Origin of the sequence: Duganella sp. Leaf61 (genome assembly GCF_001421905.1) — a bacterium.
Taxonomy (GTDB): domain Bacteria; phylum Pseudomonadota; class Gammaproteobacteria; order Burkholderiales; family Burkholderiaceae_D; genus Rugamonas; species Rugamonas zoogloeoides.
Map to the genome: position 1 here is coordinate 229,256 of NZ_LMLM01000028.1, position 23,329 is coordinate 252,584.

Genomic DNA, 23,329 nt, shown 5'->3' on the forward strand with positions numbered 1-23,329 from the left:
ACGGTTGATACTTGATGCTACAGCGCGCCGTCTTCCACCGGCGCCGGTGTGAGCGGCTTCATCATGTGTCCGAGCTTGGCGGCCTTGGTGTCCAGGTAATGCTGGTTGAAGGCATTGCGGTTCACCAGCAGCGGCACGCGTTCGGCCACTTCGATGCCGAGCTTGGTCATGGCGTCGATCTTACGCGGATTATTGGTCATCAGGCGCAGGCTTTTCACGTCGAACTGGTCCAGCATCGGCTTGACCAGGCCATAGGTGCGCTGGTCGGGCTTGAAGCCCAGTTGCTCGTTCGCCTGCACGGTGTCGGCGCCGGCTTCTTGCAGGCGGTAGGCGCGGATCTTGTTGACCAGGCCGATGCCACGGCCTTCCTGGCGCAGGTACAGCAACACGCCACGGCCTTCGTCGGCGATACGCTTGAGCGCGCCTTCGAGCTGGGCGCCGCAATCGCAGCGCTGCGAATACAGCACGTCGCCGGTCAGGCATTCGGAATGCACGCGCGCCAGCACCGGCGCGCCGTTGCTGATGTCGCCCAGTACCATGGCCAGGTGTTCCTTGCCCGTTGCCTTCTCCACAAAAGCGTGCAAGGTGAACTGCGCCCACGGGGTAGGGAGCGCGCACGAGGTCATGTAGTCCAGTTCATCCTGGACCGGGATTTCTGCGCTCTGCGACATAGCTATGCTCAATTCTTATTCAAATAACGTAAAAAAGGCGCGCCGGGCTGTTCTGACAGACCCGGCGCGCCCTTCATCATACCAAAACTGGCGGAAAAATATTTCTGCCCCTCGGTATCCCTTAGTTAGGCAAATCGAAGACCAGCACTTCGGCATCGGTGGCGTTACCGAGCGTGACCAGTTCCTCTGCCGTGAGCTTGAGCGCATCGCCGCCTTTGAGCGCGGTGCCGTTCACCGTCACGTCGCCCCGGATCACGTGGACATACGCAATGCGACCGGCTGCCAGCTTGTGCTCCACGGCGTCGCCGCTGCGCAGGATGGTGGCGAAGATCGAGGCATCCTGGTGGATCAGCACCGAGCCTTCGCGGCCATCGCTGGAAGCGATCAGGCGCAGGGTGCCCAGTTTGCTCTCAACGGTGAAGTTCTTTTCCTCGTAGCTCGGTGGAATGCCGACCTGGTTGGGCTGGATCCAGATTTGCAGGAAATGCACTTTCTCGTCGGCGTTGTGGTTGAACTCGCTGTGGCGCACCCCGGTGCCGGCGCTCATGCGCTGGACATCGCCGTAGTGCAGGACCGAACCGGTGCCCATGCTGTCCTTATGCTCGAGCGCGCCGCTCAGTACGTACGAGATGATTTCCATGTCGCGGTGACCGTGGGTACCGAAGCCCTGGCTGCCTTGCACGCGGTCTTCGTTGATCACCAGCAGGGGACCGAAGCCGACGTGGTCGGGATCATGGTAGCTGCCGAACGAGAAGCTGTGTTTGGAATCGAGCCAACCATGGTTGGCGGCACCGCGGGCTTCACTTTTACGAATTTGCAACATGATAGGGCTCCATTTCTTGTGTAGTTACTCATTTAATTGAGTGATGTGCGATAATTTTGAACGCTGTTTTGCTGGTTCGTTTCGTTATCGCCGCATCCATGAATCAAAGTATAGACCTCGGAAGCCGATTTAAAAAACGGAAAAATTACCCCTCTATTATCGAAAAAATCGAATGCTCAGATTAAGCCTGGAAGCCCTGCAAATCGTCGATGCCATCGACCGCCGTGGTTCGTTTTCCGCCGCCGGCAAGGAACTGCACCGCGTACCATCGACCATCTCGTACACGGTCGGCAAGCTCGAGGATGACCTGGGCGTGCAGGTGTTCGAGCGCAACGGCCCGCGCGTGGTGCTCACCGCCGCCGGCGCCGAGCTGCTCAAGGAAGGGCGCTACCTGCTCAAGGCCGCGCAAGACCTCGAACACCGGGTGCGGCGGGTGGCGTCGGGGTGGGAGACCGAGCTGGCCATTGGCAGCGATTCGATGTTCTCGGCCTGCATGTTCTTCGAGGATGTGAAGGCGTTCTACCAGGTGGCCCAGCAGACCCGCCTGCGCGTGGTGCAGGAAGCGTTATCGGGTACCTGGGAAGCGCTGCTCGACCGCCGCGCCGACTTGCTGGTCGGCGTAGCCGGCGACGGGCCGGCCGGCGGCGGTTATGTGTCCGAGCCGATCTGCAAGATCGGTTTCGTGTTCGCGGTGGCGCCCTCGCACCCGCTGGCCGCCATCGACGAAAAGCTCGACCGCTCGCACTTGCAGCAGTACCGCGCCGTGAGCGTGGCCGATTCGGCCCGGCGCATGGCGGCGCGCACCGTCGGCCTGCTGCTGGGGCAGGACACCCTGAGCGTGCCGGACATGAAAACCAAGCTGCAATACCAGTTGTCGGGCGTGGGTTTCGGCTTCCTGCCCGAGCCGTGCGCCCGCGCGGCGATTGCTGCCGGTTTGCTGGTGGAAAAACAGGTAGCCGAACCGAAGCCGGACGAAACGTTCTACCTAGCCTGGCGCACCGGCGAGAACGGCGCCGCCCTCAACTGGTGGATCGCGCGCATGCGCGCCGCCAGGCTGGCCGAGCGCCTGGTGCAACATCTGCCCCACCACGCCTTGTCTGTCTGACAGGGCATGGCCCGCAAGCCGTCGCGTCATTGGTACGCACCGCTGCGGCACAGTTTGTGTGCTTCTGGCGTGGGCGCGGCAAAGGTGACAGAATCGGCAGGCACTGTTGCAGTATTGCCTACCCGAGGAGACTACCATGCAAAAATCGAGCTTTCTGAGACGCGCGACCGCTACCGCCACGCTGGCGCTGGCCGGCCTGGCGCTGAGCGGTTGCACCACCACCACGCAAACGGGCGGCGCCGTCCGCACCGAGCCGGCGGCCGTCAAGACCGATATCGAACGCGGCGCCTACGACACGCTCGAGCGCCTGTACAAGGAGGTCAAGGGTTCGCGCGAGCTGGTGCGCAAGGCCAACGGCGTGCTGGTCTTCCCCAACGTGCTGGCGGCCGGGCTGGTGGTGGGCGGCGAATACGGCCGCGGCGTGCTGCGCACGGGCGGCCAGACCGTCAACTACTACAGCCTGACGACCTTGTCGGTCGGCTTCCAGGCCGGGGCCCAGTCGAAGGCGGTGGTGATCCTGTTCATGAGCCGCGATGCGCTCGACAAGTTCCGCAACAGCAAAGGCTGGACCGCCGGTGTCGATGGCTCGGTGGCAGTGATCAACGTGGGCGCCAATGGCGAGGTGGCCACCAACAGCATTAACAGCCCGGTACAGGCGCTGGTGCTGACCAATGCGGGATTGATGGCCAATTTGAGCCTGGAAGGCACCAAGATCAGCAAGCTCGATCTATAACACTTGGCGAGACTGCGTGTTGCGGCTACCCTGTGGTCCCGAACCACTAACGAGGTAGCCGCAATGAGCCGTCACATCCTGGACCAAGCCCGCATCCATCCCGCCATCCGTGGCACGGTGGACAATTATCACCGCGAACTGGTCGCCGAAGTAGAGGCTGCCGTGGCCGCCCACAGGATCGTGGTGGTCGGCATGGGCTTCAATCCGTTTCCGCGCAAGGCGCGCAAGATCCTCGATGGCCTCGGTGTGCCGTACCAGTATCTGAGCTACGGCAATTATTTTTCGCAGTGGCGGCCGCGCCTGGCGCTCAAGCTGTGGAGCGGCTGGACCACGTTTCCGCTGGTGTTCATCAACGGCGTGCTGATCGGCGGGGCCAGCGAGCTGCAAGCGCTGGTCGCCAGCGGCGAGTTCGCGCGGCTGACTGCCTGATCAGCTAGCGCGGGCGCAGGGGATCAAGCAGGCTGCGCAAGTCGTTGTGATCAAGCTCGTACATCAGGGCAAGCAACGCTCCCAATTCCCCGGCAGGAAATCCTTCGCGCGCAAACCAGCCCAGATAATGCCCAGGCAAATCCGCCAGCTTGCGCCCCTTGTATTTCCCATACGGCATTTCACGCGTGACCAGCAAAGCAAGTTTTTCAGAGTTCATGCCGCATGATACAGGGGTAACAGCGAGGGTCAGAAGTTGGTGACGACGCGCAGCATCACGGTGCGGGGATCGCCCAGCGGCAGCACGTTGTTGTTCAGTACGCCCGCATAGTAGTCGCGGTCGAACAGGTTCTTGATGCTGAGGCTGACCCGGTAGGCCTTGGCTTCATAGCTGAGGTTGGCGTCCACGGCGGTGTAGCCGGGGATCGTGTACGACACGGCCGGTCCCGTCTTCTGCGCTTCGTAGCGCACGCCCAAGCCGCCGCCCAGACCGGTCAGGGCGCCGTCGCGCACGCGGTAATTGGCCAGCACGCTGGCGCTCTGGCGCGGCACGTTGAGCAGGCGCTTGCCGACGTTGCCGCCGTTATCTTGCGTGATCACGCCGTTGATCAGCGACAGCGCGGTTTGCACGTTCCAGCCGTTGCGCAGGTCGGCGTTCAGTTCGGCTTCGAAACCCTTGGTGCGTTCCTCGCCGGTCTGCACCTGTGCGCCGGGCAGGATGGCGATGTGGTCCGGGTCCGGATCGGCCGTGGTGACGTTGCGGCGTTTCAGGTCGTACAGCGCCAGTGCGCCGGTGATGCGGCCGTTCAGGTACTCGAACTTGGCGCCCACCTCCGCCTGCTTGCCTTCCTCCGGCTTGAACTGCACGCCGAAGAAATCGGTGCCGCTCAGCGGCAGGAACGACGTCGCGTAGCTGACGTACGGCGAGATGTTGGGCGTGGCGCGGTAGAGCAGGGCGGCGCTGCCGGTGGCCTTGTTGTTCTTGAGTTTGGTCGTGATATCGCGCAGTTCGTTGTACGACTTGTTGCTGCTGCGGTCGTGGCGGGCGGCCAGGCTCAGGTTCAACTGGTCGGTCAGCGCGACCTGGTCGCGCAGGTACAGGGCGGCGTATTCGACGGTGGCAGTGGTCAGGCTGCCCGGCGTGGCGTTGCAGCTGTAGGGCTGGTGGTACACGGGATTGAAGATGTCGAGCGGGGCGATGCGGCAGGCGGTGGAGCCGTTGCGGATCTTGTCGCTATTGAGGTCGATACCGGCCATGATGGTGTGGCGCTGGCCGCCCAGGTCGAACGCGCGTTCGGCATAGGTGTCGAGTGCGCGGTTGTTGCCTTGCACGTCCTGGATCGAACCGCTGCGCGCCTGCAGGCGGTCATTGGTCAGTGCGCCCAGCGAAACGAAACGCCCGTCCATGTCCAGCTTCTGGTAACGGAAATTCTGCGCCAGCTTCCAGCCGTTGTCGAAGCGGTGCGTGAGGCTGTAGCCCACCGCCGCCTGGCGCGAGTGGTACGGGCCGAAGCCGGGCTCGCCGGTGAATTCGTCGCGGTTGAAGGTCCCGTTGCGGTTGGGCAGGATGGTGCCCCGGGTGGGCGCGCCCTGGCTGCGCAGGTATTCGCGCTCCATGTACGACGACAGGAGGGTGAAGTCGGTGCGCCGGCCGAAGTCCAGCGTGACCGACGGCGCGATATAGCGCCTCTTGAAATACACGAAATCGATCGGATCGTCCTGGTCCGACCACATGCCGTTGATGCGGAACGCGGCTTTGCCATTGTCCGAGATCGGCCGTCCCAGGTCGAAGTCCAGCTGCTTGAAATCGTTGCTGCCATAGGTGGCGCCGATGGTGTTGAAGGCCTGCGCGCGCGGACGCTTGGAGACCATGTTGACCAGCCCGCCCGGCTGCACCATGCCGAAGTTGATCGATGCCGGCCCTTTCAATACCTCGATGCGTTCCACGCCGGACACGTCCTGGCTCACGTACTGGTTCTGGCCGCGTTTCAGGCCGTCGATGTAGAGCGATTCGGACGCGCGCTGGCCGCGAATGATGAAGTCGTCCCAGCCGCGCCGGCCCCAGCTGCCCGAGGCGACACCGGCGGTGGTTTGCAGTGCTTCGTTGAGATTGGTGACGGCGCGTGCATCGAGCAGGTCGCGGGTCAGCACGGAGACCGATTGCGGCGTTTCCAGCAGCGACAGGTCCGACTTGGTGCTGCTGCCGGCGCGACGGGCGGCAAAGCCCGCATCGTCGCTGCGGGCGCCGGTGATTTCCACCACCTGCGGCGCAGCTTCTGCAACGGCGGCCTCGGCAGCGGCGGGCGTGTCGGCATGCGCAGACGGCAGCAGGGCGCCGGAACAGACGATGAGCGAGCACAGGCTGGCAATCAGCGTGCGGCGGGGAAGGGCAAAGGCGGACTCGGTCATTGATCAATCTTTTGATTGTTGATAATGATTCTCATTATACTTGTCGGACAACTGGCCTGCCCACCCTGAAGGTCCAGTATCTGCTGCGTAAAAACACGTAAATTTTGCGTATATTTGCTTGTGCGGCAAATATGTTGTGCCGATTCATGTCTTTTTCTCAGCAAGCGCAGCCGCGATACTGCATGCCATCAACCTTCATGGAGTTATGTCATGCCTATTGCCCTGCTTGCGCTGACCATCAGCGCGTTTGCCATCGGTACTACCGAATTCGTCATCGTCGGACTGTTGCCCACCATTGCCGCCGACCTCGGCGTGAACCTGCCTTCGGCCGGGCTGCTGGTGAGCCTGTACGCGCTGGGCGTGGCGATCGGCGCGCCGGTCCTCACCGCCTTGACCGGCAAGCTGCCGCGCAAGGCGCTGCTGCTGTCGCTGATGGTGTTGTTCACGCTGGGTAACCTGCTGGCCTGGCAGGCACCCGGCTACACGTCGCTGGTGGTAGCGCGCATTCTGACCGGCCTGGCGCACGGCGTGTTCTTCTCGATCGGTTCCACCATCGCCACCTCGCTGGTGCCGCGCGAAAAAGCGGCCAGCGCGATCGCCATCATGTTCACCGGCCTGACCGTGGCGCTGGTGACCGGTGTGCCGCTGGGAACGTTCATCGGCCAGCACTTTGGCTGGCGCGAAACCTTCCTGGCCGTCTCCGCGCTGGGCCTGGTGGCCTTCATCGGCAGCCTGTTGTACGTGCCGAAAAATATCGCTCACAGCGCGCCGGCCTCGCTGCTGCAACAGGTCAAGGTGCTGGGCGAGCCGCGCTTGCTGCTGGTCTATGCGATGACGGCGGTCGGCTACGGCGGCAGCTTTATCGCCTTTACGTTCCTGGCGCCGCTGCTGCAACAGGTGTCGGGCTTTACGGCCGGGGCGGTGGGGCTGGTGATGCTGGTGTATGGCGTGTCAGTCGCGGTGGGCAATATCTGGGGCGGCAAGCTGGCCGACCGTCGCGGCCCGGTCGGCGCGCTCAAGATCATTTTTATGGGACTGGCCGTGGTGCTGCTGGCGGTGACGTTCGCGGCGCCGTTCAGGTGGCTGATGCTGGCGGTGGTGCTGGCGTGGGGCGCGTTTGCTTTTGGTAACGTGGCCGGCTTGCAGGTGTACGTCGTGCAGCAGGCCGAGCACTACACGCCGCGCGCGGTCGATGTGGCCTCGGGCCTGAACATTGCCGCCTTCAACCTCGGCATTGCCGGCGGCGCGTGGGGCGGCGGTTTGATCGTCGAAAACCTGGGCCTGGTGCACACGGGCTGGATCGGTGCGCTGGTGGTGCTCGGTGCGTTCGCCTTGACCGTGCTCAGCGGCCGGCTCGACGCCCGCAATCCGCGCCCGGTGGCAGCAGGCGCCGAGAAGCGGACGCGTGTGGCAGCGCACTGATAGCGCGGATTTTTTGCAGGGGAGCGGGCCGTTGCCAGCCACAGGCTGGCATACAATAAGTTTTTCCCTACACCGCTCCCACCATGGCCCATATCCACCCGACCGGCTGGCAGGAAATGTCCGTCACCGGCACCGCCGCGCGCGAAATCGAAACCCTCACTTATCTCGAAGCCACGCTGGCCGACTTGCCGTACCGGGTCTATCACGGCGTGCACTGGACCAACGTGGAGCAGGGCTTTTCGGTGTACGGCGAGATCGACTTCATCCTGGTGGCGCCCAATGGCCGGCTGCTGCTGATCGAACAGAAGTCGGGCTTCCTCAGCGAAACCCCGGACGGCCTGATCCGCAATTACGAAGGCAAGCCGCGCAAGGTGGCCAACCACATCATGCGCTCGATCAAGGGCCTGTCCGAGCGCTTCGGCAGCGAGCTGTCGATCGATTACCTGCTGTACTGCCCCGACTACACGGTACGCAACCCTAACCAGGCCGGCATCGACCCGCGCCACATCATCGATGCCGGCAACAAGGGCAAGCTGGCGCAGGTGATCCGCGAAACCTTGCCGGTCGATGGCGCGCCGCCCGGCGACAAGTTCGACAAGGTCACACGCTTCCTCTCCAACATGCTCAGCCTGCGGCCCGACCCCAGTTCGATGATCGGCAACGCCGCCGGACTGGTGGCGCGCCTGTCGGGCGGCCTGTCCACCTGGGCGCGGCGGCTCGACTTCTCGCCGTTCCGCCTGCATGTGAAAGGTACGGCCGGCAGCGGCAAAACCCAGCTGGCGCTGGCCGAATACAGCGACGCCATCGACGCCGGCTTGAAACCCCTGTACGTCTGCTACAACCGGCCGCTGTCGGACCACATCGAAAAACTGGTGCCGGCCGGCGGGCGGGTCACGTCGTTCCACATGATGAGCGACGCGTTCGCGCGGGCGCAAGGCCAGATTCCCGACTACACCGCGCCCGACGTCTGGGACAAGATCGAAGCGCGCATGACCACGTCCGAGCTGCCGCCCGAGTGGCAGTACGATGTGCTGATCGTGGACGAAGGCCAGGATTTCTCGCCGGCCTGGCGCGACATCCTGCTGCGCATGCTCAAACCCGAGGGCCGCGCCATCTGGCTGGAAGACCCCAACCAGAACCTGTACGGCCGCGAACCGGTGCCGCTACCGGGCTGGGTGACACTGCATTCGGACACCAACTACCGCAGCCCGCGCCAGATCATCGACATGCTGACGTCGATCGGCGCCGTGCGCGAGCCGGTGGAGGCGGGCAGCCCGTTCCGTGGCGCCGACATCGAGGAACTGATCTACCCGGACGGCGACACCGACGCCATGCTGGCGCAAACCCGGCGCGCGGTGACCAGCTGCCTGGCGGCCGGCTTCGCCCGCCACGATATCGCGATTGCCTCGTTCCGGGGCCGCGACAACTCGGTGATCCTGCACATGGACCAGTTGAGCGATGCGCATACCTTGAAGTCTTTTACCGGCGAATACGACCTGTTCGGGACACCCGAGTACCGGCCTGGCGGCCTGCTGGCCGAGACCGTGTACCGCTTCAAGGGCCAGTCGGCGCCAGCCATCATTTTTACGGAAATCGATTTCGAGCGCATCGACGAACGCGTGCTGCGCAAGCTGTTCGTGGGCATGACGCGGGCACGGCTGAAGCTGGTGCTGGTGCTCAGTGAGCGGGCCGAGCAGCAGTTGCTGGACCGGATGTAGAGGCTGACCCGCTCAGCCCCGGCTGCGTGGGTCAGCGGATCGTGGTTTCCTGCTGCATCATTTGCCGTTCGCGGTCGCGGATCTGGCGCCCTACGGTGTCCAGGCGCGGGCTGTTCGGGTCCATGCGGCGGGCGCTGTCGAGGTAGGTGCGGGCAGCGTCGAAGCGGCTCTGCGACAGCGCCGTCTCCGCATCCTGGATGAAACTTACCGCCATTTCGGCCTTGGCGTTATGGACTTCCTGGCGGACGGCTGGCGCTGGTTGCGACCGGGCCAGGGTGCTTGCCGCTGGCGTGGCTATCTGCGGTGTGGTACTGGTCACCTGGGGGGCTGGCGTTGCTGCGCGGGTGAGCGCTGGCGTTGTCGCCCGCGTTGCCGCTGACGTTTGTAGCGGCGCAGAGACTTGCGCCGATGCCGGAGTTTGTGCCTGGGCCTGTCCGGGGGACTGAACCTGTGCTGGTGCTTTGACCTGTGCGGCTACACGTGCAGGTTCAGGTGGCAGAGCGGCCACTGCAGCAGCCTGCTCGGCCTGCAACGACGCCAGCATCGCGCGCAAGCCGGGCAGGTCGGCCGAGTCGCGGTTCAGGCCGTTCAGGCGATCGAGGGCCTTGGCGGCGGCGCCGGCATCGCGCTGGTTCAGCGCGCGCCGCACCGCGTCGGTGGCGCTGTTGGCGGCGCTTTGCGCGGTGGACAGACGCTGGCGCAGTTTTTTGGCGCTGGCATCGGCGGCGCACTTCTTGTCGAGCTTGTCGAGGCGGTTACGGGCGCTGTCGAGTTGATGGTTGTCGAGCAGCCCGTCGATGGTCTTGAGCGAGCGCGAGCAGGCTGTGCCGGAGTTTTCCGCCTTGGCCACTGCCGTTTGCAACTCTTCCGCTTTGGCCCGCGTGTCGCCACGGCAGTAGGCGTTGGCATTGGCGCTCTGGATGCCGGCACCAGCCACGTCGCCCCTGGCCAGCAACTTGTTGCCCTGGCCGAGCGCGGTCAGGCACGCCTTTTTATCCTCGGGCGAACCGCCGCCGCAGCGCGACAGGATGACCAGCAGTCCGATCAAGATCAGCAGCACCTTGAACCAGCCCAATTTGAATTTGGGCTTGCCCCGGCCTCGCGGCGCACCTGCGCCTGGCGGCGGGCTACCGGTATTGCCAGCACGCGGGTTGGCGGGGGCGGACACCGGCGCCGGCCGCGCAGCAGCTTTCGCAGCCGGAGCTTGCGTGGAAGAGGCTGCACTGCCGCCAGCTGTATAGCCAGCCGCAGCCGCGTTGCTGCCGGTACCGGCACCAGCACCAGCCGCCGCAACGCCAGCCCCAGCCGCGTTGCCGCCAGCACTGGCACCAGCTGCCGCAGCGCCGGCCCCCGCCACGTTTCCGTGAGCGGCATTGCCGACAGCGCCAACACCGGCAGTGGACGACGCCGAAGAATCAGCGCGGTAAGCACTGGCAGCCGCCGGTGCCGGAGCCGAATTTTTAACCAACACTGGCCCGGCGCCCGGCGTCGCCGCGGAAGCGACCGCAGCTGACGGCGATACTTGCGCAGCACCAGCACCAGCACCATGAGCACTACCCGGCGCACCGACAGCAGCCGCACCCGCAACTATCGCTGGACCAGCACCTGCCGCTGGCCCAGGCACAACACCACCGGCCACCGCCACGCCACAAAACGGGCAGTGCGGCACCAGCGTAAATAACGGCTTCTGACAACTCTTGCAATTCATTGCTGCATGTCCTTAATCGGGTGGCATGGCCGACGACTGTTGCGCCGGTGGCGCCAGCACGTGCGCCAGTTCCAGCATCAAGGGCATCGCTACCCAGTCTGTCATGCCGGCGCGCCAGACTTGCGTGTGGGCCGGCTGCAGTTGCTGCGCCTGCGCCATCTGGCCTACTTGCAGCGCGGTGAAAGGACCGAATTTCTGACCGTTCACTTTCAGGTGATACTCGTGGACGACCGGCGCTTCCGCCTTGGACAGACCTACACCGCCGATCGGCGCGCCGCCGAGCATGGTGCCCGGAGCGGGCATCGCTGCCGACGCTGGCGTACCCATGGCACCCTGCACGCCATGCGCCCCCGGCGCGGCAAATCCGCCGCCAGCCGTGCTTGCCGACGCCGCAGCGCCAGTGCCCAGCAAGGTATCGATACGGCCAGCAACCAGCATCTCCGGCTTGAGGGCATACTTCAAACGCGGCAGGCCTTCTCCCGGTTCGCGCACTTCCCAGTCGTAGGCGTCTTCGTCGGAATCGGGCACCACGTTGGTCCAGGTCTTGTGCTGGGCCAGCAGCTGGGTGGTGAATTTGTCGATCTCGTTGTCGGTCAGGCCCTTGCGGCGCGCTTTTTCGATCAGTTCGCGCTTCGCTTCGCCGGCCAGCGCGCTGGCAAAGCCTTTCCGCTCGTGCTGGTTGCCGGTGGCGTCGTCGACCAGCTTGGACGTATACACAGCGCTCTCGTAGTAGCTGGCCAGGGCGGCCAGCGCGACGGTCTGCGTGCCGTCCAGTTCAGCCAGGCGCTCCTGCACCCGCGCCACGATGGCGTCGCGGTAATTCGCCGGCAAGCCGTTCTGGCGCATCGCCCGTTCGTTGCCGATGCGGCGCAAGTCGCCTGCCGCCACCGCGAACTGGTACTGGCCCGGCGGCACGATACGCTGGCTCGAGCGCGTCAGCACGCCCAGCATTACCGCCAGCAGGAATTGCTTGAAGTCTTCGGCCAAGCGATTGAGTTCATCGGTGGTGGGCACCATCGGGTGGCTGAACTGGGTGGAATCGATGTGGGTGTGGGTAGGACTTTTTTCCGCTTCCTTGCGGTAGCTGGTGCGCCAGCCTTCGAGCCCGCGCAGCACGGTCATCGGCACGCCCGACAGCTCGCAGTAGCACACCGCGCGCCCCGGGATGCCGGTCTCCACGATCGACAATTGGCCAGCCGTGATGCCGGCCTGGGTGGGCACGCACGATTCAAGCTCGGCGCGGAACTTGCGGCTGAACAGTTCGGCATTGGCCACGCCGATAAAGCACTTGAACTGGTCGGCGCGCACCGTGAAGTCGCCCGACAGGTTGGCGTCGATCCACGGCATGGCGCAGGCCAGCAGCTTGCGGAAGCGGTCGAGCCGCTCGGTGATCGACATTTGCTCGAGCGACTCGATCAGCGGGTCGGTGCGCACGGCTTCGCCCTCGACGGCGGTAGCGAGCGACAGCTGGCGCTCGGCCATGCGCTTGACCTTGACCAGGATGACGGTGCGCTCGCCGGCATCGGACAGCATCGGGAACAGGGTCTTGGAGCCGCCCAGGTCGCGGAACGCCTCGTCGGCCCACTCGCGCAGTTGCAGCGCACCGGGCAGCGGTTGGTTGGGCGTATTGCTGGGGATGGCGATCAGGGTGGCATGGTCGCTATTGAGATCCTGCTGCAGGATGGTATTGGCCAGTTGCAGTTGCGACAGCATGTCGAGCACCGCCTCGCGGCCGGCCTGCAGCTCACCGACCAGTCCGCTCCAGACGGCGCGGCCCTGGGCATCGACGCCGGTCTTGCGGCCCAGCCAGTGTGACAGGTCCTGCATCAGGATCACGGCTTCCTCGGCCGCCTTGGCGCGCAGGTGGAATTTGAGGGCGTTGGCGATTTCCACGCGCAGGTGGTCCATCACGGCCACCGCCTGCTTTTCGCCGCCGCCGAACAGGCCGCCACGGGTCTGTTCGAGGTTGTTGAGCAGGCGCTCGTATTCGCGGGTGCGCACGGCTTCCTTGATTTCGCGGTAGCGTTCGCCATTGACGGCCAGCGCCGGCATCAGGCCCGAGCCTGGCGCCTCCAGCCGGTCCTTGATCTGCTCCACCAGCGACAGCACGTATTCGAGACCGCCGAATTCCTTGTTGTCGAGGTAGGCGTACAACTGGTCGCGCACGCTTTGCTTGATTTTTTCGAGCAGCTCGCGGCGGCGCTTGGCCACGCGGTCTTCGGTGGTGTCGGCGGTGGAGTCCTGGTCGCGCACGGCATCGCGCTCCATCAGTTTGACCGCGTCGCGTACCTGCTGCGGCCATTCCTTGCGGTCGAAACCGCTGCGGATGGCGTCGATGCGGGCGTTGACGCGCTGCTCCACGCCGGCCAGCAGCAGGCCGCTCTTGTCTTGCAGCAGGTCTTCCACGACCTGGTAGTCGAGGAAGTCGCCGTTCGAGCGGCGCAGTTCCACGCCGCGGTCGGAAAACTGCGGGAAATCGCTGAACGTGAACGGGCGCAGCGCCATGTGTGCGCCCATGAATTCATCACGCTGGCGGTCGGTGGCGCGGTTCACGCCCAGGTCGTTGCCGCCCACGCCGAAAAAGGCCTTGAGCATGGCGCCGGCCCAGCGGTGGGCCTGCTCGTCGTGGCGCGCTTCCTGGCGCGTATCGAGCGTGGCCTGGCCGAAGGCGGAATAGCGCCGCGCGTACGACAGGCGCATGTCGGCAAAGCGGGCCTTGGGCACCAGCGCGTCGAACAGGTAATTCTTGTGTTGGGCCTGGTTGACGGCCACCGAGCGCTTGCGGCGGGCAAAGTCGCCGGACGCGAAGTCTTCGAACAGGGCGTCGGCCACCATGTGGTAGACGTCCTTGATGTCCTTGGTGTGCTGCTGCGCCAGGTTGCCCGAGTCGATCAGGTACACCTCGTTGTACGGCTCGCGCGGCAGTTCGGGCTGGTCGTGGGTATCCCAGCGGCCCACGTAGCCCTTGTTGCCGAGCATGGCCGATTCCAGTTCCATCAGCGCGGCGTAGCCGTTGGCCTCAGTGCGGTCCTTGTTGGCGCCCGAGTAGCCGGTCGGCAGGAACAGCATCAGTTCGACGTCGGCATTACCTACCTCGTTCTTGGCCAGCCAGCGCGCCAGCAAGCCCATGTCGAGGAAGGCGCCGGAACCGGTGCCGCCCGCCACCGAGCCGACCACCACGATGCGGAATTTGCTGGTTTCCATTTTCAGACCCAGCTGGCTCAGTTGCTGCTCGTGCGACAGGCTGGCCTTGAGGGTCTTGAGTTTCAGGCGGATCTTGTCGCGCACCTTGGCATACTTGTCGAACAGGTACAGGCGCGAGACGGCGCGGATCTGGCCGGCGCCCTTGGACGGATCGATGCCAAGCTCACGGATTTTCTTGGGCGTGAGCGACAGCCATTCCTTGATGTGCGGATAGCGTTCCAGCGCATCGTCGTCACGGCTGTACTTGTCCATGTCGAACGGTTCGACGATCTTGTCTTCGTCGGTGAACCTGACCTGCTCGAATTGCAGGTCTTCGGCCTGGGCACGGCCGCTGTCGATCACGGCGCCGGTGTCGAGGTCGAACTGGATGAACTGCGCCACCGGAAAATCGACCAGGCTGTCCACCCGCGTGCGCGCGCCATTGCCGCCCCACATGGTGTTGAGGATGCGGCGGCGCACGCGCATCAGCACTTCCATGCCGGTGCCGCCGATGCCGATGAACAGCGTGGGACGCAGCTCGATGGTCTGTTCCTGCTTGCGCTCGCCGGCGCCCGGTGCCTGGTGAATATTTTCCATGATCGACTCTCGTTGTGTGCGTCTGTACCTGTTTTACCTGCGGCCCGACACGAACGTCAGCACCAGCGCCAGCAGCGCAACGGCCAGGATCGGGCCGATGATCAGCGGCGCCATGAACTTGGCGGCGTTGACGGCAGCCAGCACCACGCCGGTGGAAATACTGGCCAGGAACACGAACAGCCACCAGCCGGCGGCGTTGGCCTTGTTGGGCGGCACGCGCTTGACCACCAGCGCGTTGGCATAAGCGCCCCGGGCGAAGAAGAAGGCGATGAACAGCACCAGCAGGATGCCGCCGCCCACCAGCAGGTCGCGCGACGAGGTGTCGGCAGCGCCGGCCAGCACCGGCATCTCGGTGGTGGTGGTGTCAGTGGTGGTGGCCGGGGTTGCCGGCTGTTCCGTTGCGGCTGGCGGCGTCTTGCCGGCGTCCGGCGCGGGCAGTGCGAAACCGGTGTCTTTGTTATCCTGGGCCATCTGGTGTGCCTCCTTGGCGGGTAAAAGTAAAAGTAAAAATCAGGCCAGGCGCAAGCTGTGGCCTTCGGCCACGCGCGCCACGACCGGCTTGCCGAGGCCGCGCCGCAGCGTGCCCACCACGTTGCCGTCGAGGTCGCGCACCTCGGTAGTCTGGTACGGCTTGATGACCACGTGGCGCAGCGCGCCATCGACCTGCACCGCGTACCGCTTGCTGCGCGTGGCCAGCACGGCAAAGGCCGCGCCGCCGCCGAGCAGCGCCAGCACCGAGCCCATGATCACCAGCACCGGCAGCAGCGGATATTGCACGCGCACCAGCAGCGGCACTTCGGCGCGCGAGCTGTTCACGCTCTCGGGCGGCAGCAGCACTTCGGAAATCGGGTCGCCCGGGAACAGCGCCTGCATGTCGGCGTTGAACGAGTCCGGCAAGGTCAGCTTCTGGCGCTCGAGGCCGAGCGTGACGCGCATCGGCAGCAGCACCTGCTTGCCCATGGCGGCAATGGCCTGGCTCGACCACGGCGATGGCACTTGCTCGACCGGCAGGCGGAACTGCACGTCCACCGCCTGGCGCGCACCGGGCGCCAGGTTGGCAATCGCGGCCGGCGCCACCTGCACCGGCACGCTGTGCTTGCCGGCGGACAGCGTGGCGTCCACATCGGCGCGGGCGATCACGTACGGGTAAAACAGGTTTTGCAGCGACGCCTTCAGGTGCACGGTGGGCGCCAGCGCGGCGGCATCGACGTCGAGCACCAGGGTGCGGCCATCGCTGCCCAGGCTGGCGCGCATATTGGGCGCGTCAAGCAGGCGCTCGGGCACGATGCGCAGCGCATCCTGGTCCACCGGTTTCAAACGCAGCGGCGGGCGGGTGAGCACTTTCTGCAGGCGGTCGTTGGCGAGGATGCGGGTGAGGGCGTCGGCAGCCGGCTGGCCGTAGGCCAGCGCATACACCATCAAGCCCTTGGCCGCATAGAGTTTGCCCTGCACCGGCATCTTGAGCGGGAACACCACGGTCTTGGTGATCGACGGTTCCAGGTGCAGCAGGCGATAAAAATCGCGGTTGCGGGCGGCGGTGGCCGGGTCGTTGCCGGGGCTGTTCTTGTTGTTGGTGAAAATCCAGACGATGCCGGGCGCGGCCTTGAACGAACCAGTGATGGTTTTCGTGACCGCTTCCTGGAAGTCGGTATCGGCCAGTGCCGCGCCCGGCGCCGTGGTCTTGCGCGCCAGCGTCAGTGGGGCGAGCAACTGCGCGACGTTGGCCGCGCCACGCGAGGTGCCCAATACGCGCGGCGAGACGTTGCCCACCGTGCCCTGGCTGAATGCCAGCAAGTGGACCGTATCGTCGGATTCGGCCGCCGCCTGCGCCACGGCTGCGACCAAGGGTTTGAGTTGCGAGGCGGGATCGAGGTAAAACGGTTCCATCCAGCCCGAGTTTTGCACCAGGAAAGCTTGCTGGATGGCGGCATGGGCTGGCGCCGCCAACAACGCAGCAAGCAACAGCGCCATGGCGGCCAGGAGTCGGGTGGAATTCATGCTGCCAGGTTCCAGCCGAGGATGTCTTTGAGCTCGGGGTGGTAGGCCCACACCTTGCCGTCGTGGGTAAACAGGCGCAAGGTCCACGGTTGCGGCAGCACGCTGGTGTTGAACGTGGTTTCGCCGTCGTGGTCGTCCCACACCAGCTGGAAGCGCAGGCGGTCGGCGGAGGCCAGCGTTTGCGCCACTGCCACCGTGCTGGCCAGCTTGATGCCGATGGTGCTGCGCGGGCCCACCTCGAGCAGCGGAATCACGACCGCGTTGGTGGCGCCGTCGTCGCCGTGCTCGGGTTCGGTCCACGGCGCCTGGTGGTGCTTGGTGGCGAAGCGGTAGTTCATGGCGCCGGACGACAGGCGCGGGCCCAGCGCCGGTTCGATCTCGGGCAGGGGTTTGCCCAGCGCCACGTAGGCGTAACTATGGTTGTTGCTGTCAAAGCACAACTGCCACAGGTTGCCGTCCTTGGCCAGGTACGGACTGCCGAACGCGAACTGCGGCGCCAGACCGGCCGGCCACGGGAAAAATTGCACAGCAAAACCGCCATCGGGCTTGCGCTGCAAGACCAGCTGGCCGGTCATGCACGGCCAGATTGCCGTGCGGCCATAGCCGACCGGCGCGCCCATGCCGAACAGCGGTGGTGCGTCATTGAGCAGCACGGGCGCACCGGGCTGGCCGTTGGCGTCCAGGCTCACCAGCGCCACCTGACCGGGGCCCTGTTGCACCGGCGCCCACACCAGGCCCTGGAAGGTCAGCGGGGCGCCGACGGCCGGGCCGTCGCCGGCATAACGCACCTCGTATTGCAGTGCCGCCAGGTCCGGCGTGACGCAGGCCAGGCCCGCATCGGTGGCGACAAACACGCGGCTGTTGAAGTTGTAGTGCAGCTCGGCGCGCCAGGCGGCGTAGGGCAGGTTCGATTCCGCCAAGAACACGCCACCGACGCCATGCAGCGGCGCCCAGCGCGCGCTGGCCGGCAGCCACGCGAACAGGCCGCCTTTTTCGGGATTCAGCGCCAGCAGCGCGTTGGCGTGCGTGCCGAACGGGGCGGAGATGAACTGGTAGTCGCCGCTGGGCGGCAGCTTGATGCGCGCGGCCGGCTCGCTCTCGGCGTGGAAACCGGCCTTGTCCTGCAAGTGCAGGGGGACCGAGGTCTGGCGCAGACCCACCACGTGGCCTTGCGTCACCTGGCGCACCGGGTAGGCGCCGGCCGGCGGCACCCACGGCGCGCCGGACGCGGGCGGCGCCGCCAGCCTGGTGCCGTTGACGGGCGAGTAGTGGAACTCCGGCGGATAGAGCGCAGCCGCGCCATCGGCGGCGCGCGCCTGCATCAGGCTGGCGATATCGGCAGGCTGCAGGTCGGGCGCGATGTCGTGGCCCAGGCGCGTGCGCACCAGTTGTGGACCGTGGTTGCGGTCGGCAAGATCCTGGACCTGCCAGGTGCCCGACCCCAGATGCCATTCCCCAGTCTTTTCTAAAGTCATTGTATTTCCAACGCGTTGCTGCGGATTGCTACTGTTGATGGCATGTTTGATGCAAATTATCGCGGCTATATTAGCGATTTTTTAGCCTTGTGGAAACACCACCATTGCAAGCACTGCCGCGCAATACCATTAGGGCGAAGGATTGCACCAGCAATCTATCGAATTGTCACGATGTTTATCTTATTAACTTGTCACAGATGCGGACAGAATAACACCAAAGCCCGGGCGCGACCGGCGCGTTTCATGTTGCATGCTCCCAACGTGCAGCTTTCCAAAAAGTCATGTCGATGACTGTTTGCAAGGTTTAGGATTTTTAGAAAGTTTCTTCTCCTAAGATGATCAGGCAGGTCAAATATCCAAAACAACAACGATTTTGGGAGACATCATGCCTTTGCCCCGTTCCACCGTCATTTCCGCCGCAGTCGCCGGCGCGCTTGCCCTCCTGGCCACTCCGACCGTATTGGCCCAAACCAAACCCGCCAACACCGAACCCGACAACGTGGTGGTGGTGTCCGGCACCCGCCAATCGGTGGCCGGCGCCATCGACCGCAAGAAGAATGCGTCCACGGTGGTCGATTCCATCGTCGCCGAGGATATCGGCGAATTCCCCGACAAGAACGTGGGCGAGGCGCTGTCGCGCGTGACCGGCGTCCAGCTCTCGCGCGATTTCGGCGAGGGGTCGCAAGTCAATATCCGTGGTGTGGAGGCCAACCTCAACCGCATCGAGATCAACGGCCTGTCAGTGCTCAGCACCAATGGCACGGCCGGGCGCGGCGCCGAGTTGCGCGAGCTGCCGGCCGAGCTGATCAAATCGATCGACGTGTACAAGGGCGTGACCGCCGACCAGACCGAGGGCGGCATCGGCGGCACCGTCAGCATCAAGACCAACCTGCCGCTCGACTTCAAGACCCGCACGGTGGTGGTCAAGCTCGAAGGTGAACAGAGCAGCAGCCGGGGCGGCGCCCAGCCGCGCGGCAGCCTGCTGCTGGCCGACAAATTCCTCGATGGCCGGCTGGGCCTGATGGCCAACCTGGTCTATGACAAGGTGTACACGCAAAACGATTACGTGCGCAACAGTAACTGGCGCTATTTCCGCGACTGGGACCAGTCGCCCGAGAAGACCAATACCAGCCTCAACCCGCGCGCGGCGGCCGTCACCGCCAAGGGCGGTTGCGCGGCCCTGTCCGGTGCCGACAAGACCGCCTGCGACAGCCAGTGGTTCGACTATTCTCCCGGCGTGCCACGCTATGGCATCTGGACCCGCGACCACAACCGTTCCAGCGCCGAGCTCACTGCCCAGTACAAGATCGACAATAATCTCAATGTCTGGGGCCGCTACAACAAGAATAACCAGAAGCAGATGCTCAACGACCGTAATTATGTGACCGATTTCGGTTCCATCAAGCGGTTCTCGACCTCGGGCGTGGCGCCAGTCTATGGTGCCAACGGCGCACCGCTGGCCACCCCGGCGGCATCGTGCGCGGAACCAACCGCCGGCGTGACCCCGGCCGGCATGAGTTTCACCAACCACGTGATGACGTCGTTCACGTCCGGCACTTGCCAGAACGTGCCGGGGGAGGGCGCCTCGTACAACTTCAGCACGGCCGCGCGCGACTTCGCGCTCAACATCAAGTCCGACTACCGCTCGGGCGGTTTCAACTGGAAAAGCGGCGACTGGTCGGCCGAAGGCCTGGTGGCCAAGACCAGCTCGTACTACGAGCTCAATACCAACAACATCGTCATGGAGGCCAATGTTCCCGGCTTGAAGGTCAATTTCGACCAGCAGGGCTTGCCCAAGTTCACCTTCCCGGCCGGCTTCGATCCGAACAACAGCAACGTTTACACCCGCATCATCTCGCAGTACCAGCCATCGTTTACCGACAACGGCGAGGACCAGGTCAAGCTCGACCTCAAATACCGGCCCGACATGCCGTTTTTGACCACCTTGCACTTCGGCGGCCAGGGCCGCAAGTCCACGTCCGAGCAATACCGCTGGACTGGCTACCTGGCCGGCGGCGACCCTAGTACCACGGCCGACGATGTCACCGTGCGCAGCCCCGAAGTGCGCCACGAAATCATTTTCGATCCGCTCAACACGTCCGGCGTGCTGCGCAACGGCGGCAACACGGTCTATGGCACCGGCCTGACCGCCAACAACACCACGCGTTATGTCAGCGGCACCCAGATGCAGCAACTGGTCGATGCGATCCGCACCAGCACGCCGGGCTCGTTCCTGAGCGGCTACGACGGCCTGTCCGGCTACCCGAACGCCTGGACCGCGCCCAGCTTTGCCAACTCGGCCCAGTATTTCGACCTGACCCGCTACAACCACGACCTGCTGCGCAACTCGATCGGCAGCGACGGCAAGTCCTACCCGATGCCGCCGCAGTTTGCGGTCGAAGAGAAAATCAAGGCATTCTATGTACGCGCCGATTTCGAGCACGAGCTGTACGGCGTGGCGCTGGACGGCAATATCGGCCTGCGCTACGCCGGCACCGAAACCCGCGCCACCGGCTTGCGTTCATACCGCGCCTATTCGGCCAATCCCGCCACCAATGCCCGCGTGGAAACCGTGCTGGCCAACGACATTGTCACCGTGCGCAACAAGTACAGCGACACGCTGCCAAGCTTCAACCTGGCCGCCTGGTTCGTGCCCAACACGCTGGTCGCCCGCCTGGGCTGGGGCAAGGTCATGGCGCGGCCGTTCATCGACCGCCTGACGCCCACCGTCAACTGCATCGCCAACAGCGGCCAGTCGCAGTTTGGTGGCGACGGCAGCGCTGATGATTGCGTTGGCGGCAACGTCAACCTGAAACCATTCCGCGCCACCAACAAGGACGTCAGCGTGGAATGGTATCCGTCGCGCGATTCGCAGTTGTCGCTGGCGTTCTTCCGCAAGGACATCAGCAGCTATATCCAGAACGACGTCATCCTGCCCGGCGTGGACGTGTTCAACAACGGCCAGCGCTGGGACTTGAAAACCTCGATCAACAGCGAGGGCGCAGTGACCAAGGGCTGGGAACTGGCCGGACGCACCGCGCTGACCATGCTGCCGGGCGCCTTCGGCGGCCTGGGCCTGGACGCCAACTACACCCGCATGACATTCTCCTACGCCACCGGCAAGGAACTGCTCAACCCGCTCGATAACACGGTACTGCCTTATCCCGGCATGTCGCGCAACAGCTACAACGTGGGCGTGTGGTACGACCTGGGCAAATGGAACGCCCGCCTGGCCTACAACTACCGCGACAGCTACTACACCGGCACCGTGGACGCCAACGCCTCGCTGCCCGTGTACGCGGAAGCGGTCGGTTACCTGGACGCCAAGCTGCAATTGCGCGTGACCGAGAATCTGACCTTGTCGGTGGAAGGCAAGAACCTGACGGACGAAGCGCAGTACCTGAACTCGGGCTCGAAGGAGCGGAGGAATGAGCTGGCCTGGTCGGGGCGGCGGTATTTTGTGGGGGCGACGTATAAATTCTGATGCGTGAGGGTGGGGAGCGTTAGCGGGCAACGGCAGGCCGACAGCAGTGTATATTGTCGCCCTGTCGAATTTTGCTGGATCTTTCCATGTCTGCCGTATCCCTGTTCTGCCTGGTGTTTGCGTATTTCGCCCTGCTGCTGGCCGTGGCGTGGCGCACCTCGCGTCATGCGAACAATGCCAGTTTCTTCATCGGTAACAAGCGCAGCAACTGGATGGTGGTGGCGTTTGGCATGGTGGGGACCACGCTGTCGGGTGTGACCTTCATCAGCGTGCCGGGGGCGGTGGGGGCCGGTGGGTTTGGCTATTTGCAGGTGATTCTCGGCTATGTGCTTGGCTATGTCGCCGTGGCCTTCATCCTGCTGCCGCTGTACTATCGCCTGAGACTGACCTCGATCTACCATTACCTCGACGTGCGGCTCGGTAGCGGCGCCTATCGTAGCGGGGCGGCGTTCTTCATTCTTTCGCGCCTGCTCAGCGCTTCGGCGCGGCTGTACCTGGTCGTCAATATCCTGCAAATCACCATTCTCGACAGCCTCGGTGTGCCGTTCTGGCTTACCACCGTCGTGATCCTGGCGATGATCCTGCTGTACACCTACGAAGGGGGCGTGAAAACCATCGTCTGGACCGACACCCTGCAAACGGCCGGCATGGTCATTGGCCTGCTGGCGTGCGTGGGCTGGCTGCTGCATGAAATGGAGATCGGGCCGCTCGAGAGCCTGGCGCGCCTGCACGACGCGGGTCTGACGCGCTGGATCACCAGCGATATCGACAGCCCGGCCAACTTCTGGAAGCAGGTGCTGGCCGGCTTCTTCATCGTGCTGGCCATGACCGGCATGGACCAGGAGACCATGCAAAAGAATATCTCGATCAAGACCCTGCGCGACTCGCAAAAGAACATGCTGGTGCTGACCGTGATCCTCACGGCGGTGCTGGTGCTGTTCATGTTCCTGGGCGGCTTGCTGTCGCTGTATGCGCCGACCGTGGGCGTTGCCGCCACCGGCGACAAGCTGTTCCCGGCGGTGGTGATGGGCCACATGCCCGCCGCGCTGCAACTGCTGTTCTTCATCGGCCTGGTATCGGCACTGTTCCCCAGCGCGGACGGCGCCATGACCGCGCTCACGGCCACGTTCAGCCTTGACATCCTCGGCATCGAGCGCCGCGCGGACCTGGTCGAGGCGGACCGGGTGCGCATCCGCCACCGCGTGCACCTCGGTTTTTGTGCGCTGTTCCTGGTGCTGGTGCTGCTGTTCAAATGGATCGACAACGCCAGCATGGTGGGCCTGGTGCTCAAGCTCACTGGTTATACCTATGGGCCGCTGCTGGGTCTTTTCGCCTTCGGGCTGCTGACGCAGCGTGCGGTGCGCAACCGCTGGGTGCCGTGGGTGGCGCTGGCCGGCCCCGCGCTTTGCTACGCTGTCGATGTCAACCAGGCGGCGTTGTTCGAACATTATCGTTTGGGGCTCGAACTGCTGGTATTGAACGGCGTCCTGGTATTTATCGGGCTGCTGATGATTTCCACCCCTCGGCAAGCGCCCGAACTTGCAGTATCATCCTTGTAAATTTCGCAATCACATGGA

17 protein-coding genes are annotated in these 23,329 nt (G+C 64.4%); 8 read left to right on the top strand and 9 right to left on the bottom strand.

The features are described from left to right. Nucleotides 1-17: 17 nt before the first annotated feature. Both ribA and ASF04_RS16170 read right to left on the bottom strand, forming a co-directional pair. A complete protein-coding gene (ribA, locus tag ASF04_RS16165; RefSeq protein ID WP_056143739.1) occupies nt 18-671 on the bottom strand; it encodes a GTP cyclohydrolase II in 654 nt (217 codons plus the stop codon). 121 nt (nt 672-792) lie between these two features. Then, nucleotides 793-1,494 (bottom strand): pirin family protein, encoded by a 702-nt coding sequence (locus ASF04_RS16170; protein ID WP_056143740.1) that lies wholly within the window; start codon nt 1,492-1,494, stop codon nt 793-795. Between the two features lie 172 nt (nt 1,495-1,666). Here ASF04_RS16170 and ASF04_RS16175 point away from each other — a divergent pair, with 172 nt between their 5' ends. The 3 genes from ASF04_RS16175 to ASF04_RS16185 all read left to right on the top strand — a co-directional run bounded on the left by ASF04_RS16175 (nt 1,667) and on the right by ASF04_RS16185 (nt 3,761). Next, on the top strand, nt 1,667-2,599 hold the full coding sequence (locus ASF04_RS16175; protein ID WP_056143743.1) for a LysR family transcriptional regulator: 933 nt from the start codon (nt 1,667-1,669) through the stop codon (nt 2,597-2,599). A 136-nt stretch (nt 2,600-2,735) separates the two neighbouring features. Beyond that, a complete protein-coding gene (locus ASF04_RS16180) occupies nt 2,736-3,332 on the top strand; it encodes a YSC84-related protein (RefSeq protein ID WP_056143746.1) in 597 nt (198 codons plus the stop codon). Between the two features lie 63 nt (nt 3,333-3,395). Then, nucleotides 3,396-3,761, top strand: coding sequence for a glutaredoxin (locus ASF04_RS16185; RefSeq protein ID WP_056143749.1), 366 nt, complete (start codon nt 3,396-3,398; stop codon nt 3,759-3,761). A 4-nt stretch (nt 3,762-3,765) separates the two neighbouring features. Here ASF04_RS16185 and ASF04_RS16190 read toward each other — a convergent pair whose 3' ends face one another. Continuing rightward, nucleotides 3,766-3,978: a DUF3820 family protein gene (locus tag ASF04_RS16190; RefSeq protein WP_026636996.1), complete on the bottom strand. Its 213-nt coding sequence runs from the start codon at nt 3,976-3,978 to the stop codon at nt 3,766-3,768. 29 nt (nt 3,979-4,007) lie between these two features. Continuing rightward, complete coding sequence (locus ASF04_RS16195; RefSeq protein WP_056143753.1) at nt 4,008-6,167, bottom strand: TonB-dependent siderophore receptor; 2,160 nt, start codon at nt 6,165-6,167, stop codon at nt 4,008-4,010. A 210-nt stretch (nt 6,168-6,377) separates the two neighbouring features. Between ASF04_RS16195 and ASF04_RS16200 the strand changes: the two genes are divergently transcribed. Together ASF04_RS16200 and ASF04_RS16205 are read left to right on the top strand one after the other, a co-directional pair. Beyond that, complete coding sequence (locus ASF04_RS16200; RefSeq protein ID WP_056143756.1) at nt 6,378-7,589, top strand: MFS transporter; 1,212 nt, start codon at nt 6,378-6,380, stop codon at nt 7,587-7,589. An 83-nt stretch (nt 7,590-7,672) separates the two neighbouring features. After that, on the top strand, nt 7,673-9,307 hold the full coding sequence (locus tag ASF04_RS16205) for an ATP-binding domain-containing protein (RefSeq protein ID WP_056143760.1): 1,635 nt from the start codon (nt 7,673-7,675) through the stop codon (nt 9,305-9,307). A 31-nt stretch (nt 9,308-9,338) separates the two neighbouring features. On the opposite strand, the gene ASF04_RS16210 is transcribed toward ASF04_RS16205, so the two are convergent. After that, nucleotides 9,339-10,664: a hypothetical protein gene (locus tag ASF04_RS16210; protein WP_162241446.1), complete on the bottom strand. Its 1,326-nt coding sequence runs from the start codon at nt 10,662-10,664 to the stop codon at nt 9,339-9,341. 189 nt (nt 10,665-10,853) lie between these two features. Here ASF04_RS16210 and ASF04_RS28505 point away from each other — a divergent pair, with 189 nt between their 5' ends. Next, nucleotides 10,854-10,988: a hypothetical protein gene (locus tag ASF04_RS28505; protein WP_255360919.1), complete on the top strand. Its 135-nt coding sequence runs from the start codon at nt 10,854-10,856 to the stop codon at nt 10,986-10,988. A 39-nt stretch (nt 10,989-11,027) separates the two neighbouring features. Here ASF04_RS28505 and ASF04_RS16215 read toward each other — a convergent pair whose 3' ends face one another. From ASF04_RS16215 to ASF04_RS16230, 4 genes are read right to left on the bottom strand one after another with little or no spacing between them, the layout of a single operon-like run. Further along, on the bottom strand, nt 11,028-14,795 hold the full coding sequence (locus ASF04_RS16215) for a tubulin-like doman-containing protein (RefSeq protein WP_056143767.1): 3,768 nt from the start codon (nt 14,793-14,795) through the stop codon (nt 11,028-11,030). 33 nt (nt 14,796-14,828) lie between these two features. Beyond that, nucleotides 14,829-15,266 carry a hypothetical protein gene (locus ASF04_RS16220; RefSeq protein ID WP_019920292.1) on the bottom strand — a complete coding sequence of 146 codons (438 nt, stop codon included), beginning with the start codon at nt 15,264-15,266 and terminating at the stop codon, nt 14,829-14,831. Nucleotides 15,267-15,305: 39 nt separating this feature from the next. Continuing rightward, entirely contained in the window at nt 15,306-16,793 is a 1,488-nt protein-coding gene (locus ASF04_RS16225; RefSeq protein ID WP_229205074.1) for a hypothetical protein, read from the bottom strand. Continuing rightward, nucleotides 16,790-18,268 carry a hypothetical protein gene (locus tag ASF04_RS16230; RefSeq protein ID WP_056143770.1) on the bottom strand — a complete coding sequence of 493 codons (1,479 nt, stop codon included), beginning with the start codon at nt 18,266-18,268 and terminating at the stop codon, nt 16,790-16,792. The genes ASF04_RS16225 and ASF04_RS16230 overlap by 4 nt, the downstream gene beginning before the upstream one ends. A gap of 385 nt (nt 18,269-18,653) precedes the next feature. Here ASF04_RS16230 and ASF04_RS16235 point away from each other — a divergent pair, with 385 nt between their 5' ends. Next, complete coding sequence (locus ASF04_RS16235) at nt 18,654-21,752, top strand: TonB-dependent receptor (RefSeq protein WP_056143773.1); 3,099 nt, start codon at nt 18,654-18,656, stop codon at nt 21,750-21,752. Between the two features lie 86 nt (nt 21,753-21,838). Further along, nucleotides 21,839-23,311, top strand: a complete 1,473-nt coding sequence (locus tag ASF04_RS16240) for a sodium:solute symporter (protein ID WP_056143775.1) — start codon at nt 21,839-21,841, stop codon at nt 23,309-23,311. Nucleotides 23,312-23,329: the final 18 nt, after the last annotated feature.